The 16,528-nt window shown below is 43.3% G+C and carries 13 protein-coding genes and 1 pseudogene; 6 read left to right on the top strand and 8 right to left on the bottom strand.

What is annotated here, in order from left to right:
• Positions 1-333 precede the first annotated feature (333 nt).
• The 3 genes from lpxD to MAS10914_RS0113170 all read right to left on the bottom strand — a co-directional run bounded on the left by lpxD (position 334) and on the right by MAS10914_RS0113170 (position 3,171).
• The gene (lpxD, locus tag MAS10914_RS0113180) at positions 334-1,386 is read right to left on the bottom strand and encodes a UDP-3-O-(3-hydroxymyristoyl)glucosamine N-acyltransferase (protein ID WP_026082534.1); all 1,053 of its coding nucleotides are present in this window, start codon (positions 1,384-1,386) and stop codon (positions 334-336) included.
• Between the two features lie 258 nt (positions 1,387-1,644).
• Positions 1,645-2,913: a murein transglycosylase A gene (gene mltA / locus MAS10914_RS0113175; RefSeq protein WP_017316410.1), complete on the bottom strand. Its 1,269-nt coding sequence runs from the start codon at positions 2,911-2,913 to the stop codon at positions 1,645-1,647.
• A 3-nt stretch (positions 2,914-2,916) separates the two neighbouring features.
• A complete protein-coding gene (locus tag MAS10914_RS0113170; RefSeq protein WP_017316409.1) occupies positions 2,917-3,171 on the bottom strand; it encodes a hypothetical protein in 255 nt (84 codons plus the stop codon).
• A 714-nt stretch (positions 3,172-3,885) separates the two neighbouring features.
• Here MAS10914_RS0113170 and MAS10914_RS0113165 point away from each other — a divergent pair.
• The 4 genes and pseudogenes from MAS10914_RS0113165 to MAS10914_RS36640 all read left to right on the top strand — a co-directional run.
• Positions 3,886-4,656, top strand: a complete 771-nt coding sequence (locus tag MAS10914_RS0113165) for a hypothetical protein (protein ID WP_017316408.1) — start codon at positions 3,886-3,888, stop codon at positions 4,654-4,656.
• Positions 4,657-4,850: 194 nt separating this feature from the next.
• Positions 4,851-5,078, top strand: a complete 228-nt coding sequence (locus tag MAS10914_RS34190) for a hypothetical protein (RefSeq protein WP_156818147.1) — start codon at positions 4,851-4,853, stop codon at positions 5,076-5,078.
• A gap of 294 nt (positions 5,079-5,372) precedes the next feature.
• The gene (locus MAS10914_RS0113160) at positions 5,373-9,464 is read left to right on the top strand and encodes a PAS domain-containing hybrid sensor histidine kinase/response regulator (protein ID WP_017316407.1); all 4,092 of its coding nucleotides are present in this window, start codon (positions 5,373-5,375) and stop codon (positions 9,462-9,464) included.
• 116 nt (positions 9,465-9,580) lie between these two features.
• Positions 9,581-9,682 (top strand): annotated as a pseudogene (locus tag MAS10914_RS36640) (helix-turn-helix transcriptional regulator); the annotation flags it as partial.
• Positions 9,683-9,872: 190 nt separating this feature from the next.
• On the opposite strand, the gene MAS10914_RS0113155 reads toward MAS10914_RS36640, so the two are convergent.
• On the bottom strand, positions 9,873-10,292 hold the full coding sequence (locus MAS10914_RS0113155; protein ID WP_033365234.1) for a DUF4168 domain-containing protein: 420 nt from the start codon (positions 10,290-10,292) through the stop codon (positions 9,873-9,875).
• A 158-nt stretch (positions 10,293-10,450) separates the two neighbouring features.
• A complete protein-coding gene (gene holA / locus MAS10914_RS0113150) occupies positions 10,451-11,437 on the bottom strand; it encodes a DNA polymerase III subunit delta (protein WP_026082532.1) in 987 nt (328 codons plus the stop codon).
• A 176-nt stretch (positions 11,438-11,613) separates the two neighbouring features.
• On the opposite strand from holA, the gene MAS10914_RS0113145 reads away from it, so the two are divergent.
• A complete protein-coding gene (locus MAS10914_RS0113145; RefSeq protein WP_017316404.1) occupies positions 11,614-12,405 on the top strand; it encodes a DUF1868 domain-containing protein in 792 nt (263 codons plus the stop codon).
• On the opposite strand, the gene MAS10914_RS0113140 is transcribed toward MAS10914_RS0113145, so the two are convergent.
• Both MAS10914_RS0113140 and MAS10914_RS0113135 read right to left on the bottom strand, forming a co-directional pair.
• Positions 12,394-13,176: an RDD family protein gene (locus MAS10914_RS0113140; RefSeq protein ID WP_017316403.1), complete on the bottom strand. Its 783-nt coding sequence runs from the start codon at positions 13,174-13,176 to the stop codon at positions 12,394-12,396. The genes MAS10914_RS0113145 and MAS10914_RS0113140 overlap by 12 nt on opposite strands.
• Positions 13,177-13,196: 20 nt before the next feature.
• Positions 13,197-14,051: a glycerophosphoryl diester phosphodiesterase membrane domain-containing protein gene (locus MAS10914_RS0113135; RefSeq protein WP_017316402.1), complete on the bottom strand. Its 855-nt coding sequence runs from the start codon at positions 14,049-14,051 to the stop codon at positions 13,197-13,199.
• An 81-nt stretch (positions 14,052-14,132) separates the two neighbouring features.
• Between MAS10914_RS0113135 and MAS10914_RS0113130 the strand changes: the two genes are divergently transcribed.
• Entirely contained in the window at positions 14,133-15,101 is a 969-nt protein-coding gene (locus MAS10914_RS0113130) for a stage II sporulation protein M (RefSeq protein WP_017316401.1), read from the top strand.
• On the opposite strand, the gene MAS10914_RS0113125 is transcribed toward MAS10914_RS0113130, so the two are convergent.
• Positions 15,079-16,407 (bottom strand): DUF58 domain-containing protein, encoded by a 1,329-nt coding sequence (locus MAS10914_RS0113125; protein WP_017316400.1) that lies wholly within the window; start codon positions 16,405-16,407, stop codon positions 15,079-15,081. The two genes, MAS10914_RS0113130 and MAS10914_RS0113125, sit on opposite strands and share 23 nt — an antisense overlap.
• Positions 16,408-16,528: the final 121 nt, after the last annotated feature.

Below are 16,528 nucleotides of genomic sequence, written 5' to 3'. Positions count from 1 at the left end.
TTCCCTACTAACTGCAATATAGCTATCATTAACCATAAGCATTTTACATACATTTTTGCATTGAGAAAACTTGAGTATTTATACTTGTGAAACCCGCATAATGTGCAAACAGCTAGTAGGTAGCTGCTTGCAAGTACCGAATTTTTCCTTTGTGTAATATGTGCAATAGTTTGAACTTTCACCAGGTTCAACCACTTTATGCTTTTTGATCTGGGACATCAACAGTCATTTGTACGCGTGTGACTACAAATGACAAATGAGGGTCACAACGATATGTTCACAGTTTAGTGAGGTAGGATCTCTATAGTTGTTTTCCTACTAACTACTAAACTATTAGCCATCACCATTGTTAAGCTTACGTTGCAACTGTTTCAGTGCTTGATACATTTCGGGTAGGCGATTTAAAATAGCTGATACCTTCAAATATTGTTTGTAAGGTACAGCTGGACTTGCAGAAACCATTTCTCCTGGTGCGACATCATGATGGACTCCAGCTTGTGCCGTGGCGATCGCCCTATCGCCCATTTTCACCTGATTGGCAACTCCCGACTGTCCAGCCAGGATCACACCATTGCCAAGTTTGACGCCTCCCGCCATCCCAGACTGACCTGCTAATGCACAACCAGCACCTATTTGGCAACCGTGACCTATTTGCACCAAATTGTCAATTTTAGTGTAGCGACCTACCCGTGTTTCTCCTACAGCTGGGCGGTCGATGGCGCTGTTACAACCCACTTCTACGCCATCTTCTAAAACCGTGTAGCCAGATTGTTCCATTTTCACCCAACCCGTTGAACTGGGAACAAAACCAAAGCCTTCAGCACCAATAACAGCGCCACTGTGAATCACACAATCTCTACCGATGCGAGTCCGTTCGTGGATGCTGCAATTGGCGTGCAATGTCGTGCGATCGCCTATTTTGACGTCTGGATAAATCACCACATTGGGATGAACGCACACATCAGTGCCAATTTCTACTCCCTGCTGAATGACGACATGAGCACCTATGTACACCTCGTTACCAATTTTTGCTGTGGGGTGAATAACCGCAGTAGGATGAATTTCTGGAGTCGGACGCCAAGGGTGGTAAAACAACGCAATAACTTTAGCAAATAACAGCCGTGGTTCTGGCGTTACTATCCAAACAATATCCCGTTCTATTGCTTGTGTCTGTAATGTTTCATCTGGAGGCAAAATTAAAGCACTGGCACTGGTTTTGCTGACCATTGAAGCAAATTTTGCTCCTTCAATGTAGCTGAGAGCGCCCTTTGTCGCTTCATCAACTGCGGCTACCTCTGTAATTTCTGGGTCGTTATCTTTATTAAAAGAGAGGCTATTAGAGGCGGCAGCGTCACCAAGTTTTTCTAAAATTTCACTAAATTTCATAGTTGTCTTTTCAGAAGTCCTTAATAGAGGCAAAATAATATAATTGTGGCTTTTTGTTAAGCTTCCCTCAGGGTACACAGATGCATACAGATAAATTATCTGCGTTTATCTGCACGCCAGTCGCCACAACGGGGGGAACCCCCGCAAGGCGCTGGCTCGTGCATCTGCGGTTCCAAACATCCTACAACTTTCTATTTACAAACAGTGTATTGATTGACAAATGACCTCTAAGAGCAAAGTATTGAAGAGTGATAAGAGTTATTCCTTCAACAATAAATAATAGAGCTTACCATTGCCACCTGTCACACCAGCGCGATCGCCGGCTAGTTTGCCACTTCCCATAAAATAATCAACTCGTCCTGGTCCTTTAATAGCACTTCCTGTATCTTGGTCAAGCACATAACGACTTACAGTACGATACACCATCTGTCGACCCCAAGCGGGATAAGGTAAACTAGTGTTGATGAGCGCCAATGCTCCAGGAGGCATAATAGATTTATCAGTCGCAATAGAACGTTCTGGTGTGACTGGCACACGAATACTTCCCGTAGCTGGTGTACCACCGGTATCCTTGAAGAAGACGAAGCGTTCCCAGCGCGGCAGATAATTATTCATCTCTTTGGGATTCCGCTGGAAATACTCAATCAAAACTGGCATGGTCAAACCCTTTAGGGGTAGTTTGCCATCTTTCGCCAGTTCTCCCCCTATACTTGTCCAGGGGTAATCTGTTCCACCTGCATAGCCAACAGACGTTGTTGTGCCATCAGTTAACTTGAGTTGAGCAGAACCTTGGATTTGAACCAAGTATGCGTCTAGACGATTGCGAAACCAAAATAACTCCAAACCTCTTAACGGACTTTTATTGCCAGCCAAACCATCTTTTCCTTCTAACTCAATCCGTTTTGGGTGTGGTTTAGCCCATTTGTCAAAGTTGGGTGGGAGTCGATAAACAGGATATTTATAGACTGAGGTGCGAACGCGACTGGCGAGATAAACAGGCTCGTAGTAGGCAGTAAACTTCACAGTTCCATTGCCATCGTTCCCAACTGACTTGTAAAAAACAAACTCCCTACCAACAGCAGCTTGCAGTTGTGCTGGTGATTTAGAGCTAACAACTAATTGGCGGAAACGTTGCAAACTACGACGGACGCGCTCAAGGGTAATTTCCGCAACGGGATAATTCTGATACACTGCTATAGCTTTATCAGTTGTTAGGTAACGCAAGCTGTTGTCTATTGCTGTTAATAGTGCGTTGCCATCGCCAAGTCTTCCGTTTCCACCCCAAATTTGCTCATCCCAACCCAAGCAACTGTATGAGGAGTTACAAATTGTTTCGATATCTACTGGTACTAACGGTGGCAGAACCTCCTCTGCTAAACTTGGTTGTGGTGGCAAAATCTGAGGTTGACCTGGGACTGGTATTGGTATCGGTGGTAAGCTAGGAACCTGTTGAGCAAAAACTGACCAAACCGGGTTAACAAAGGCAATTCCTAGACTCAAAGACACAGCTGCAAGCTTTTTTCTCATGATTTACGTAAATCTTTCCACACTAGAGCTAAAAAGGGGTTCTACCCGGATAGCCACAATCCGCGATGGACGCACTACCATGTACTCACCCTGAATATTTTTGATCGGTACGCTGATAAAGTCATTAGAAGCAGACTTCGGCATAAGTTCGCCACTATACCACTTCTGAAATTCTTGAATTGTTGGAAAACGGACTTCTTCACGGTGACCACTTTCCAGTAGAAGGTGTACGGCGTACTCATTTGGTGTTCTGGGCATAATGTTGAATCTTTTGAAACACATTCAACCCATTGTTAACCACGCAACCCCCGAATGGGAAGGGCAGTAGGGAGATGGGAAGGTGGGGTAACAGAAGACTCCCTTATCTTCCCCATCTCGTGATCTCGGTTGTCGGTTATGACGGTGACTTCACTAGGAACAGTTCCCAAGGTGTTGCCACCCCGAGCGGGGCTTGGTCAATCTTGAAATCTTGCTAAAATGTTACAGATAATGAGCATATGCTCATTATCGAGAGTAAGGTTGTTGATAGAAATATCCGAGATGAAGCTAAATTCTCTAAATATATTAGTTTGCTTAAAAAAGTAAAGTTTAATTTCAACAAAACACCCTAAGATTCAACAAATGCTAACTTAATAATTGAAGCTAAAAAGCTTCCCTGGCAGATTAAACAGCTAGACGGAAAATAAGCAAAGAGGTAAAAGACGCTGTTGAATTCACATCTGTCTCGTAACAACCCAGCAACACCCAAATCGAATGATGATATTTCCTCAAAGGTGGAGAGATAGGGGGCGCTGTCACTGAGGAGTTATCGCTTTTTGTAAGAGTGATAAACTTAGTACATCCCTGGCTTGAATGAAGAAGGAGAGGAAATAACTCATCTAGTAGAATATTGGGTGTTGTTGTCATGAGGAGCGCAGCTAGGTGTAAGCTTGTAAAAAGTTGAATAGAAAGAGACAATTGAAATAGCGCCTTATGTCCATTATTGCTCTGCGAGCATGGTATTTAGAGAATTATGAGCCGATTCCAGAACTGGAAAAACGTCTGCCAGACATTCGCCTCAGTAAAAAAAGCCTCCTCAAATCAGGATTAAGAGCGGACTTCTTGGAAGAGAGTGAGCAAGTAAAGAAATCGACTTGGTTTGGGCGCTATTTGGAAGGAGAAAACATTGAATTTTATATTGAAGGCAGTGGTGGTTATTGTGTGGCTAATATTGACTTGATAAGTCATGAAATATATTTCACGAAGCAGGCTGTGTTAGCGCAGTTAGAAGCCACAATTTTTTTATGCCATCAAACTGAGTATCCCGCTGCAAGTGAGGCTTTACGAGAAGGACTCGTTTATGGTTTAGAAATTTTAAACTTGCGATCGCGGCTCCCTTTATCTTTAGTAGAATCCTACCGCCCTAAAGAAGGTTCTGTGCGACTAAGCCGTACACTCATGCGAAAAATCCATAGAAGTTTATTATTCATTGCCGACACCACGCCCATTGCTAAAATCGACACTCAAGAAACAACTCAACTCATTCCTAGTCCAAATGTCTGTGTTGAAATGGGGTATGCTGTTGCGAGTAAGCGGTTTGAGCAGATTCTACTAGCACAAATGCAGCGCTCAGACTTGACGGGACAGTTTCCCTTTGACTTACCACCATCGCAAATTTTACAATTCCAAGATAGCAAAGAACTCAGTAAAATTTTACCTCAAGCCATTGAAGCCCAACTTGTGCGATTTAGATTATTTACTTGATAAGCCATTTAAAATATAACGCATATTTCTTCGGATTTTTTGCTAACTGCTAATTTGTTATTGCTTTTTTGACGGTGTTGAGTTATCAAAAAACCTCTTGCAAAAGACAAATTTATGAAAATGAAACCACAGATGCACACCGATAAACACAGATGAATTATCGCTGTGCATTTATGTACTATCGGGGAAGCCCTATGCCTGCGGCGCCGCTAGGCGCAATTCCCAGATCCTCCGCAGGAGGTACGATGAACGCAGTCGCGCCCGAGATTGAGCTAACTCCTATGGCTGACGCCACGCCTTACGGCTATCGGGTATCTTCCTCCCCAGAGGTTGCGCCAACGCCAGTTGCCTGGGTCAGCAAACCCTCCTGCATAGCGCTGTCTCACCGCCTCCGCGTCTACATTTATGGTTCTAACTTTTAAATCCATACTTTTACAAGAAGTTTAATTAATCTCTATAACTTAAAGTTAGGGTATTTTAATATCAAGTGCTGAAATGTTGGCAACACATAAATTTAGATGGAAACATTATCATTAAAATAAGCATTTCTTGATTTTTTTCTATTCTTTAATTCCTTCTTATAATTAAAAAATCTGTACAAAGGTAGATGTAATGAAAAGTCAATGAAAAGCATAAAAGACTAAGGTAGAAAAACAATCTTTTCCAGCAGACACTAAACATTACCGCGCTATATAGATGCGGTTACACAGTATTCAATGTTAAGGGTCAACCGCTTGCGCCAACAAAATTCACATCAAATCTCTCCACATTCACTGGTTGCACAAACTGCAAGTGCAATTACCATCTTCGTCGGCTGCTTGGTATTGCTTGGCTGGTGGCTAGACCTAGAGCTTCTCAAGAACTGCTTCTGTTTAAGCATTGTGACCATGAAGGCAAATGCAGCTTTGTGCTTTATTTTGTCTGGTGTGTCTCTATGGTTATCGCTAGGGAGAGTAGGGGAAGTAGGGGAAGTAGGAGAAGTAGCGCGTATAGGGGAAGAAAGTACCTCACCATCTTCCCACACTACCCCCACCTCCCTTTCTCTCCAAATCAGCAGGGTGTGTGCAACAACAGTCTTAGTCATTGCTGCGCTGACACTGGGTCAATATCTGTTCAGTGGGAATCTGGGTATAGATCAGCTACTGGTTCGTGACTCACCTAACGCTTTGATGACATCCCATCCAGGGCGAATGGGGTTGAATACAGCTGTAAACTTTTTGATGATTGGCAGAGCCTTGGAGCTTATAGGTCAACCAAAAAGCCGCCGCAGCTATTGGTATGCTCAGGTTTTCGTCCTTGTTGCCGCTTTGATGTCCTTAAAGGCTATCATCGGTTATGCATACGGAGTTGATATTCTCTACGGCTTTTATCCTTACACTACATCAATGGCATTACACACGGCACTGACATTTACAGTGCTTTGTGCCGGTCTACTGTGGACTCATCCTGACCAAGGGTTGATGCGGATAGTCACGAGCGAGACTTACGGCGGCTTACTGGCACGTCGGTTGTTACTGGCGGCGATCGCCGTACCTTTAGTGCTGGGGTGGTTGATTCTGCAAGGACTAAAAGCCGGGTTTTATGAGTCAGCATTCGCCGTATCCCTACTGGTGGTTGTGCTGATTGTCAGTTTCTGCGTCTTGATATGGGAAAGCGTAGCAGCGCTGGAACGGTTGGGGAATCAACGCGATCGCGTCAAAGAAGCTCTCAGAGCAAATGAAGAGAAACTCAACAGTTTTGTAGATGCTAACGTCATCGGCATTCTTTTCGGAGACATTCACGGAAATGTCCACAAAGCCAATGACGAATTTCTCCAAATGATTGGCTACACGCGCCAGGAATTAGAAGCAGACAAAATTAGGTGGATTGACATCACACCACTTGAGTATTTATCTCTGGATAAGGAACGTATTGCTGAAGCTAGGGAGAAAGGTGCTTGTACGCCTTATGAAAAAGAGTACATTCGTAAAGATGGTAGCCGTGTCTCAGTTTTAGTCGGTTACTCTTTGGTAGGCGAAAAGCGCGAGGAGTCGGTAGCATTTATCTTGGATTTGACTGCTCGCAAACAGGCGGAGCAGGCGCTACGCCAGAGTCAAGAGCGATTCCGTTTGGCGCTTGATAACATTCCCGATGTCTTTGCTATTTATGATGCCCATCGGCGGTTGCAGTTTGTCAACGCTGCCGCATTGCAGCGAGTTAAAAAGCCAAAAGAGGAAATTCTTGGACGTACTGACGAGGAAATTTTTCCCCCTGAGGCAACACAAGCTTATCTTTCTACATTAATTAAGGCGCAAGAAACACGCACCTTACAAAAGACAGAAGCCACCATCACTTTACCTGATTACGGCACGTTCACTACAGAAATCAAATATCTGCCGCTCTTGGATGAAAAGGGTGACATAGAACAAATTTTGGCATTTACTAACGACATCACAGAACGTAAGCAGGTGGAGGAAACACTCCGCAATCAGCAAAAATGGCTGGAAGATTTGCTCAACTTAATGCCAATGCCGATGTTGTTGATAGAACAACAAACAGCAAAGGTCACTTTTGCCAACAAAGCCGCTGACGAAGTTGCTGGTGGTAAATTTCCCAAGGCAGAATCAACCCAAGACTATGGCACTTATTACTACTCCACCGATGCGGCAGGAAATACCATCCCAGTAGAACAGGCTCCTGGGATACGGGTTGCTCATGGCGAACGCATTGAGGGATTTGAACTTGACTGGCATACCCCAGTAGGTGTCCGCTCCCTGCTGATTTTTGCCGATACCCTACCAGCTATGCATGGTCATCCAGCAACCTGTGTCTTGGTATTTCAAGATATTAGCAATCTCAAACGCGTGGAAAAAGCGCTTTCGTTGGGCTACAGAAGGCTCCATCTCTTATTCAACACAGCCAGTGATTTGTTATCAAGTCAGCAGCCTGTGGCATTGATTGATAGCTTGTATAGAAAACTCTCGGAACAAATTCGTTTAGATGTTTACTTTAACTATTTAGTTGATGAAGATAAACAGGTATTGCAACTAAAATCATACAGTGGTGTGACAGAGGAATTGGCAAAAGAAGTAGAGTGGATGAAGTTTGGTCAAGGGATATGCGGCACGACAGTACAGGAGCGCCGTCCAATAGCTCTGGAAAATGTGCAGCAATCAAGCGACCTGAAGACAAAGTTTATCCGTTCTATGGGCATTACAGCATATTACAGTTATCCGTTAATAGCCCAGGGACAGCTTCTGGGGACTCTTGCCTTTGGTAGCCGCAGGCTGTCAAGGTTTAGTCATAATGAATTGGGGATGATGCAAGCAGTGTGCGACCAGATTGCCATTGCAATGGAACGCGCCGGCTTGATTGCTTCTTTACAACAGCAAACGGAGCAGTTGAGAGAGGCAAACCGCATGAAAGATGAATTTTTGGCAATCTTGTCCCACGAGTTGCGATCGCCCCTCAACGCGATTCTTGGTTGGGCGCAGCTTTTGCGTTCCCGCCACCAGTTAGATCAAACTAAGGTAGCTAAGGCATTAGAGACAATAGAGCGAAATGCTAGGGCACAAACACAGCTGATTGAAGACTTACTGGACATTTCGCGGATGATCAGAGGCAAGTTACGGCTTCATGTCCGGACTTGCGACCTAGTTCCTATCATTGATGCCGCGCTTGAAACCGTACGCTTGGCTGCTGAGGCAAAGGAAATTAATTTGAGTTTTTATATCTTAGATGAGGGCTTGGGTAACTTTGGTAAGAATTCAGAATTTCTTGACACTCAAAATCAGAAATTCGCCAATGAGCAACCTAATCATCTCAAATCCAAAATTCAAAAATCCAAATTCTTGATTTCTGGCGATGGGGAACGCTTGCAGCAGGCCATGTGGAATTTGCTATCTAATGCCATCAAGTTCACACCCCAAGGTGGTCAAGTAGAAGTGCAGCTTAGGACTGTGAACGAAGAGGTCGCTGAGACACACCCCATCACCCCACACTATGCCCAAATCTTGGTAAGCGACACAGGCATAGGCATTAGTTCTGATTTTCTTCCATACGTCTTTGACCGTTTTCGTCAAGCTGATAGTTCCAGTACAAGGTCACATGGTGGACTGGGACTGGGGTTAGCGATCGTACGTCATTTAGTAGAACTGCATGGCGGTACTGTCCACGTAGAAAGTCCAGGTAAAGGGCAAGGCGCTACGTTCACAGTTAAGCTGCCGCTCCTTAATAATAAAGAAAATCAGCGGACAAGCGGACAAGGTGAGACAGCGAGGCACGGCTCGCTGGCTCCTGTGCAGGCGACTGCGTTGGTCGTAGACGCGCCGGAGGCATACCCGAAGGGGGGCAAAGGGACAAGGGAAATAATTCAACAACCGCTTGCTGAACCTGAGTGTAAAACCTCAGATCCATATATTTCCCTTGACGGCGTGCGAGTGTTGGTTGTAGACGACGAAGCTGATACCCGCGATTTTCTCACCACCGTACTGCAACAGTGTCAAGCCGAGGTCAAGGCTGTAGGATCAGCACAGGAAGCACTGGATGCCATGACACAATGGAAACCAGATGTTTTGGTCAGCGACATAGGGATGCCAGAAGAAGATGGTTATTCTTTGATCCGTAAAGTGCGATCAAAAGAACGTGCTGGATACATCTCGCTTTCACCACAGCAAAGTGGAAAGATTCCAGCAGCCGCGATAACAGCATATGCCAGACCAGAGGATAGAATGCGAGCCATTCAAGAAGGTTATCAGTTGCATTTGCCTAAACCTGTTGAGCCTGCTGAGTTAGCTACAGTCGTTGCTAGCCTCGTTGGACGTACGTGAAATTCAAAATTCACAACAAAAAACGACAACTGCTAAACATTCTGTGTGTAAACTTGATGCTTTTATAGCTGTTTGCCTATTTATATAAACCAATTGATATTTACAAAAGTTGCATCCGAAATATTGCTACTCAGTTTTACATTACTGTAAATACGGTAAAAAAGCATATGAAAAATATTCACGCAAAGCGACAAGCATTTTTAAGTGGCGAGAATTAGGCTTTAGCTCTGATCAGTCTGATCAGGATGATACGCCAACTAAAGGGTGTTGCTGATGTTTCCCTTTCAGTAGCTCATACACAGTTCAGGTACTCATTGGGTTATTAATTTTTTATATCCCCTCCTTCGGGGTTTCAACAGGGGTACTCATTTAAAATTGGATAATTTTTCATGTTCGTCTAAATTTTCCCTACCGAGATTCAGGATTTTTCTGTAGGCGGAGTAGTATATTATAAATCTGTCGTTTTAAATCTTCATTACTTTGTACTTGTGTAGTAATTGTGTTGAATCGATCAATGGTAAAACCATTATCTTCAACTACCTTTTGATAGCGTTGGCAGTAATTCACAGCAATATCTTTAGCCTTGCTAGGAAGATTACTAAAGCTACTGTTATCATTACAAATAATCTTAGGAACTTCTCCGCTACCAATAATTTTTTTTATTTCATCAAAGGCTTGTTGACGCTGCGGTTCCATTGTTAACATAGCTTTAGCGTATCTTCTTAGCTCATTAGGTTTAACTGATTGTGGAGTTTGAGCATTGGCATTTAAACTTAAAACCAAAGCACTAGAAAATAAACTTGAAGTCACAATAGCGCCTATAAACAAAGATTGGGAAAGTATCCGAATCAGACTAAGTCGACAAAAGCGATGGTAATATCTTCTCATTTGCTTTATCAAACAACTACAGTCGGGATATGTTAATCACTGTGAATTATTTTAGGAGTGAGAAGTTCCAGAAAACACTCAAATGTTTGTTTTTGTTGTCAAGTACCTCGACATACTTGACAAAGCTCTATAACTTTAGTCTGTAACGCTGACATCTCTGAAGCTCCTTGTTTTAGACTCACTTCTAAATCTAACAATATAGGTAAACTGGCAATCAGTTGCTGTATAGAAACGAATTGGACTTCTTTTTGTAAAAAGTAAATTCGATTGGGGTTGCCTATCTCGGCAGCTTTAGCAATAACTTGTGGATTGCGCTCACCATTTTCTATCATGAGCTTGACCCATAACCAAATGCGAAATTGACCAATGAGGGTAGCAACTATTCGCAAAGGAGGCTCACAAGCATTGATCATGTCGGTCAATATTGCTAAAGCTCTAGCTGTGTCCCCGGTTCGGATTGCTGCTGCTAATTGTAGGCTATTTTGAGTTGTATTTCGGACTAACTGAGCGATCGCTTGTGTGTCTAAAGGCTGATTACTACCTTCAGCATAAAGCCGTAATTTTTCCAATTCATTGTAGAGAAGGCGTGTATCATTGCCTATGGCTGACGCCAACATTTCTACACTCGACTCAGTCAGTTTTACTCCTACTGTTTGAGCAGCTTGACCAACAGATTGCACAAGGAGTTCCGTTTTCCAAGGCGGAATTAAAGAAAATTCATTGAATTCAGCAAACTTTTTTAAAAGTTTAGTAGATTTGAGGCGTTCGTCTGGTTTGTTAGTGCTAGTAAGCAACAAAAATGAGTTCTCAGGGATGACTGGCAAGGTTCGTACTAGTTCTGATAACACATTGTCTGAGCATTGCTGGCAAAGCGTTGTATTTGCCAGCCATACCAAGCGTCCGCCACCTCCAAAAGGTGGTGTCATCACTTGATTTAATGCTTGGATTGGCGCATCAGGTTGATCTGGAGGCAGTACAGTGTAGTTAAAACTCGTCCATAGGGGATCTACGAGGCGATGGCGCATAAGAGCAACCGCCTTTTCTATGGCAAAATCATCCTCACCCCAGTAAAAGTAGACTGGCATAGGGAACCTCTGTGTAACTAGAGTGGGGGAAGTAGTCATATTCATATATTTCCTCATCCCGCTCATCTCCCTCATCACCCTACCACCTCAAAAAAGCTAAATACTTTTTAAATCGCTTATTTAAGACGGGTAGTTGTGCCTACAATCAATAAACGTGGAGTTCGAGGATATGAACGTTGGACGACAAATATCAAATTTACTTAAATCGTTTAGCGCGGATGACGCTACCAGAAGCGTACACAACTCAGATCCAGCATATCCAGGAATCTTCTAAATTTCAGCTGCTCCCAGAGGGAGGAAGGCAAGCAGTACCTTTTCCTGGCTATACGGTTATCACCCCACCTTGGGAAGAAGAAACAGACAACTCTGCTTTCTACGCACACTTACAGAGTTACCAACAAGAACTTTTACAGCTAAGAGTAAACTCTGATTGGATTGTACTTGTACCGCCTGCTAGCTTTCATTTGACTTTGGCAGACTTAATTTGGGACAGTGCTTACCATGACGTTTACGAAAAAAATCCAAAATTTGAAGAACAGCTACGCTCTTGCTTGGCTGAAATCTTCCAGCAGTATCAACAATCGACGCAACAGCAAACTCATCCTATTCGCTGGCAAATGCAGGGACTCATAGTGATGCCAAGAGCTGTAGGCGTTTGTTTAGTACCTCAAGATGAAGCTTGCTACGAGCAAATTATTAACTTGCGTCGAGCAATTTATCAAAATTCCAAGTTGATGGCATTGGGAATTGAACAACATTATCACTTCACAGCTCATGTCACATTAGGCTATTTTGGCGAGATTTCGCCTAATCTAGACCGCGAGAGCCTTGCTAAACTGTTTTCTCAGTTGAATCAGCAATGGACAGAGAATTCGCCAGAATTTACGGTACGCCGTGCCGAACTGCGGAAGTTTGATGATATGACGCGCTATTATCGCAAACCAGACTGGCCTAGTTTAGATTTTTGAAAATTTTTGATACGCAAGGTAAATAGCTTCTAAAAACACATCTGGGGTGATAGCTTCTGGTATCTTTTCTAGGTGAATAATAGCTTTGACATCTTTCGCTAGTTGCAGAGCTACTGAGGCTCTTGCCGTTGCTGCCATTGCACTGCGTCTGTGCAAATATTCCCTAATAACGGCAAAATCGTCAGGTAACATAGCTGACAAATCGGCAATTTGTAGCAATTGCTCGCTCACAGACTTTGCCTGTTCTGAAACGGTCAAAGTCGTTGCTGTCATTGGTGTGTAAGTTTGAATCACAATTGTGCCAGCTGCTAAATCACCCAAGCGCTTTTCTAGGTAACTAAACATAATTAAAAAAGCTCCGATAAACAGAACCTCGTCAAATGGTCGCAGTAAGGCACGTAGGGTTGCTTGTTGCAGCCCAATAAGTCTACCATCATCGCGCACAACGCGAATTTTCGCAAAGCGTTTTCCAGGGGTTTGACCTTGCCACAAAGTTTCAAAAAAGACAAAATACCCGCCGTAAATACCGAAGCCAACGAAGGATGCGATCGCCATTAACCAAAAACCTGCTCTATCACGAAAAATCGATGACCAAAAATCAGCGAATTGAATGGAAACTGTTAACCAAGCAATCAGGAAAAGTACCAGGATTACACCTAAAACGTGATAGTCAATGAGTAATGCCCACGCACGATTACCAATCCCAGCAAGAGTGAACTCCAGTTCTACACTTTCTGGTGTACTAAATTTAACACGGTTAAATATATGCATAGCAATTTTTGTATCGGTGTTTAAATCTCATGGTCGCGTAACTTCAAGCCTAATCCCTCACGACGACTCCGCAGGTCATAGTAAACAACGGCTTTGATTGTTTGCCAGAATGGTAAAATCAATGCTCCACTGACGAAACTTAAAGCCATAACTAACAGAAAAAAAATCAGACGGAAAACAAAAGAATCCTGTTCTAATAAAGATGTGAAAACCAACTGAATAATAGTGGTAATAATCTGAACAATAACTTGGATAGGTATTGTAATCAAAAACGCAACAAATAAAATGAGAAAAACCCGCCAGAAATATCCTTGAGTCAACTCCCAACTCCGCCCAATCGTTGACGTACCATCAACATTATCCTCAATTGCCAGCGGCACATCCACAAGAAAAAACCGCGTCAATAGCCATAAAACCGCTACCAATCCAACAATGCTTACTACTATAATTAGCAAAGACAGGACAGCATATGCACTGGTATTTCCTTGCTGACCTATCCCCCCCAATAGCACTGATGATAAAAAACCAAAAATGATAAATAAAATGAAAGCACCTACGCCAATTCCCACACTTAAAAGAAACATCAACAGCATCGTGACGAAAAACTGCCATAACCGGGAATTGACAAAACGCTGAGCAGAAGTCATACTTTCAGGTTGATTAACCAATTCACCAAAAGCCAATCGGGAAATCAACGCTGATAAAGCATAAAACTTTGCCCACCCATACACTGGGACAAGTAGCCACACGTAAGCCTTTAAAGCTAGTAAAAAATAGTCCTTAAGATGAGAGCGATATAAGCGTAGTCCCGCACTGACAACATTTCCGAGGCTAAGAGGTTGTATTGGGCTAGGAGAACCAAAATCATAGGACATAATATCAAAGTCTCATGTAAAGTAGAGCGGTGAAGCTGAGGCTATCTTAGGATGAGTTAATAGTGAGTATTCCCAAAATTTATGAATATTCAACGTTGGATTGCGCGGCGAGAACCAAATTGGCAGCGTTTAGATGCCTTATTAAGACAGGCAGAGAAAAAAGGGCTAAAATCTCTGCGAGCAGCAGAAATTAGAGAATTAGCAAGTTTGTATCGTTCAGTAGCCGCAGATTTGGCTCGCGCTCGTACCCAACAACTAGGTAGTGTATTAGTACAAAATTTACATTTATTAACAAGCAGAAGTTATACCCAAATTTACCAAGGTTCGCGACGACAAGAATGGCAAGCCGTGGTGCAATTCTACAAATGGGGATTACCAGCTTTAGTGCAGCAGACATTCCCATATACTGCGACTGCCATTGCCCTATTTTTAATGGGAGCGATCATTGCTTGGTGGTATGCGTGGCAAGATCCAACTTTTCTATCAATTGTAGTCCCAGAAAACCTGATCAAATTGGTTCGAGACGAACATAAATTGTGGATGGGGTCTATTGTTGGCACTGAACCCCTGGCGTCTAGTGGTATTATGATTAACAACTTGTCAGTATCCTTCGGCGCTGTTGCTGGTGGAATGACGGGCGGAGCTTTTACAGCTTATTTGATGATTTTTAACGGCTTGTCGATTGGTGCTATTGCGACTCTAGTGGGTCAAAATCATCTTGGATATCCTTTTTGGGCATTTGTTTTTCCCCATGGTTCCCTAGAATTACCTGCCATCTTTTTTGCAGGTGGTGCGGGTTTTTTACTTGGAAGAGCAATTTTATTTCCTGGTCAATATCGCCGTACAGATGCACTGAAATTATACGGTTCTCAGGCAGTACAGTTAGTCTTTGGCATTGTGCCAATGTTGATTATTGCTGGTACAATTGAAGGCTTTTTTTCTCCTCATCCCAATGTCCCAGACCCTTTTAAGTATCTTGTTGGGATGGGGTTATTCGTGCTTTTAGTAGCTTATTGTTGTCGCCAGCTTAAAGCAGATTCCGCGCTTTGATGTGCAGATATTTATCAACTAATTGGTCAGTCATTTGATTGGCTGGCGCATCCAAAACCAACACACCTTTTTGTTTGATTTGGGCAAATGCAACTTTTCGTTGTGCTAATAAGTCTAAGGCAACAGCACGGGTATAAGCATCTGTCACCCCATCTTCCAACGCGGCGATCTGTGCCAAAAGGTCAACTTGAGGATCTCGCAGAGTAACGCAAAACGGTAAATAGCGAGGTGTTAACCTAGAAACTGCTGCTAGAAGTTCAGCGGAGGCGGTGACATCAACTAAATCGGTCATCACCACAACCAAACAACGCCTAGTTTGCTGCTGCACAAAATGTGTCACAGCTCCGACATAATCAGATTCTAGCAACACTGGCTGAATGGGAGTCAAGCGGTCAATGAGGTGACTAAGGTGATGTTGACCCCGTTCTGGAGGAATCCATATGTGCATTTGGCGGTCAAAGACACCCACACCCACGCGATCGCCCCGATGTAATCCCGCCAAAGCCAAGGACAAAGTGGAGTTCAAACCCCAATCAAATCGCTGCAAACCCTGGACTCTTCCCGTCATCAACCGTCCCCGATCCAATAAAATGAGTAAAGTTTGCTCTTGTTCTGGTTGGAGTACCTTAACTAATGGCGGTGTACCATAAGCACCTACACGACGGGCGGTCGCTTTCCAATCAATAAACCGCAAATCATCACCCGTCCGATAGTTTCGCAGTTCGGCGAACTCTGTACCAAGACCCAATTGACGAGATTGACGATTCACTCCTGTTGATTGGAGCGTCAGGCGAATTGAGAGCGATCGCAACCCCACTAAATCTGGATAAACTTTCACTTTTAGACTTTGAAGTATCTTTCTCTCATCCCAGGCTAATCCCCAAGCACCAAGTTGTCTAAGTTGAATATCTCCCCAGGAAAACTCTCCACGTTGTGTGGGATGAACAGTGTAAGTTAATTCTTGAGTACTGTTACTAAAAACAGTGGTACGTAGTACGGGTGCAGAAACTGCAAAACCAGTTGGGTAGTCGTCGCGGATTTGGATGACGGCGTTAGTTTTGTCTGATTTTACCTTAAGCAAAACGGGGTTATCTCGTCCAATGGACAGTCGTGTTGGTAACTCACGTGTTATCTGCACTTCTTGTCGTCGTACTTGCAAACCATCCACAACCATCAACCCCAGTACCATCAGATCAAACAACAAAGTTATCAGTAGACTTGCTGGAATGCTTACAAAAAAGGCTAAAGTTGGGGCGATCGCAATTCCGAGTATCAGTAGAAAGTAAACTCGTCTGGAAGGAAGCATTTTTTGAAGGATAAAGCTATCAACTCTGATTCTGTTATAATGTTTTACAGATAACAGATAATTTAAGTATTAAAATTAAGACAATATCAGCTCAAATGTTTTTGCTATTCAGCAAAACAAT

The sequence above is a fragment of the Mastigocladopsis repens PCC 10914 genome (assembly GCF_000315565.1).
Taxonomy (GTDB): domain Bacteria; phylum Cyanobacteriota; class Cyanobacteriia; order Cyanobacteriales; family Nostocaceae; genus Mastigocladopsis; species Mastigocladopsis repens.
Note: the sequence above shows the minus strand (reverse complement) of the source record. Positions and strands in the feature narration are given on the sequence as shown.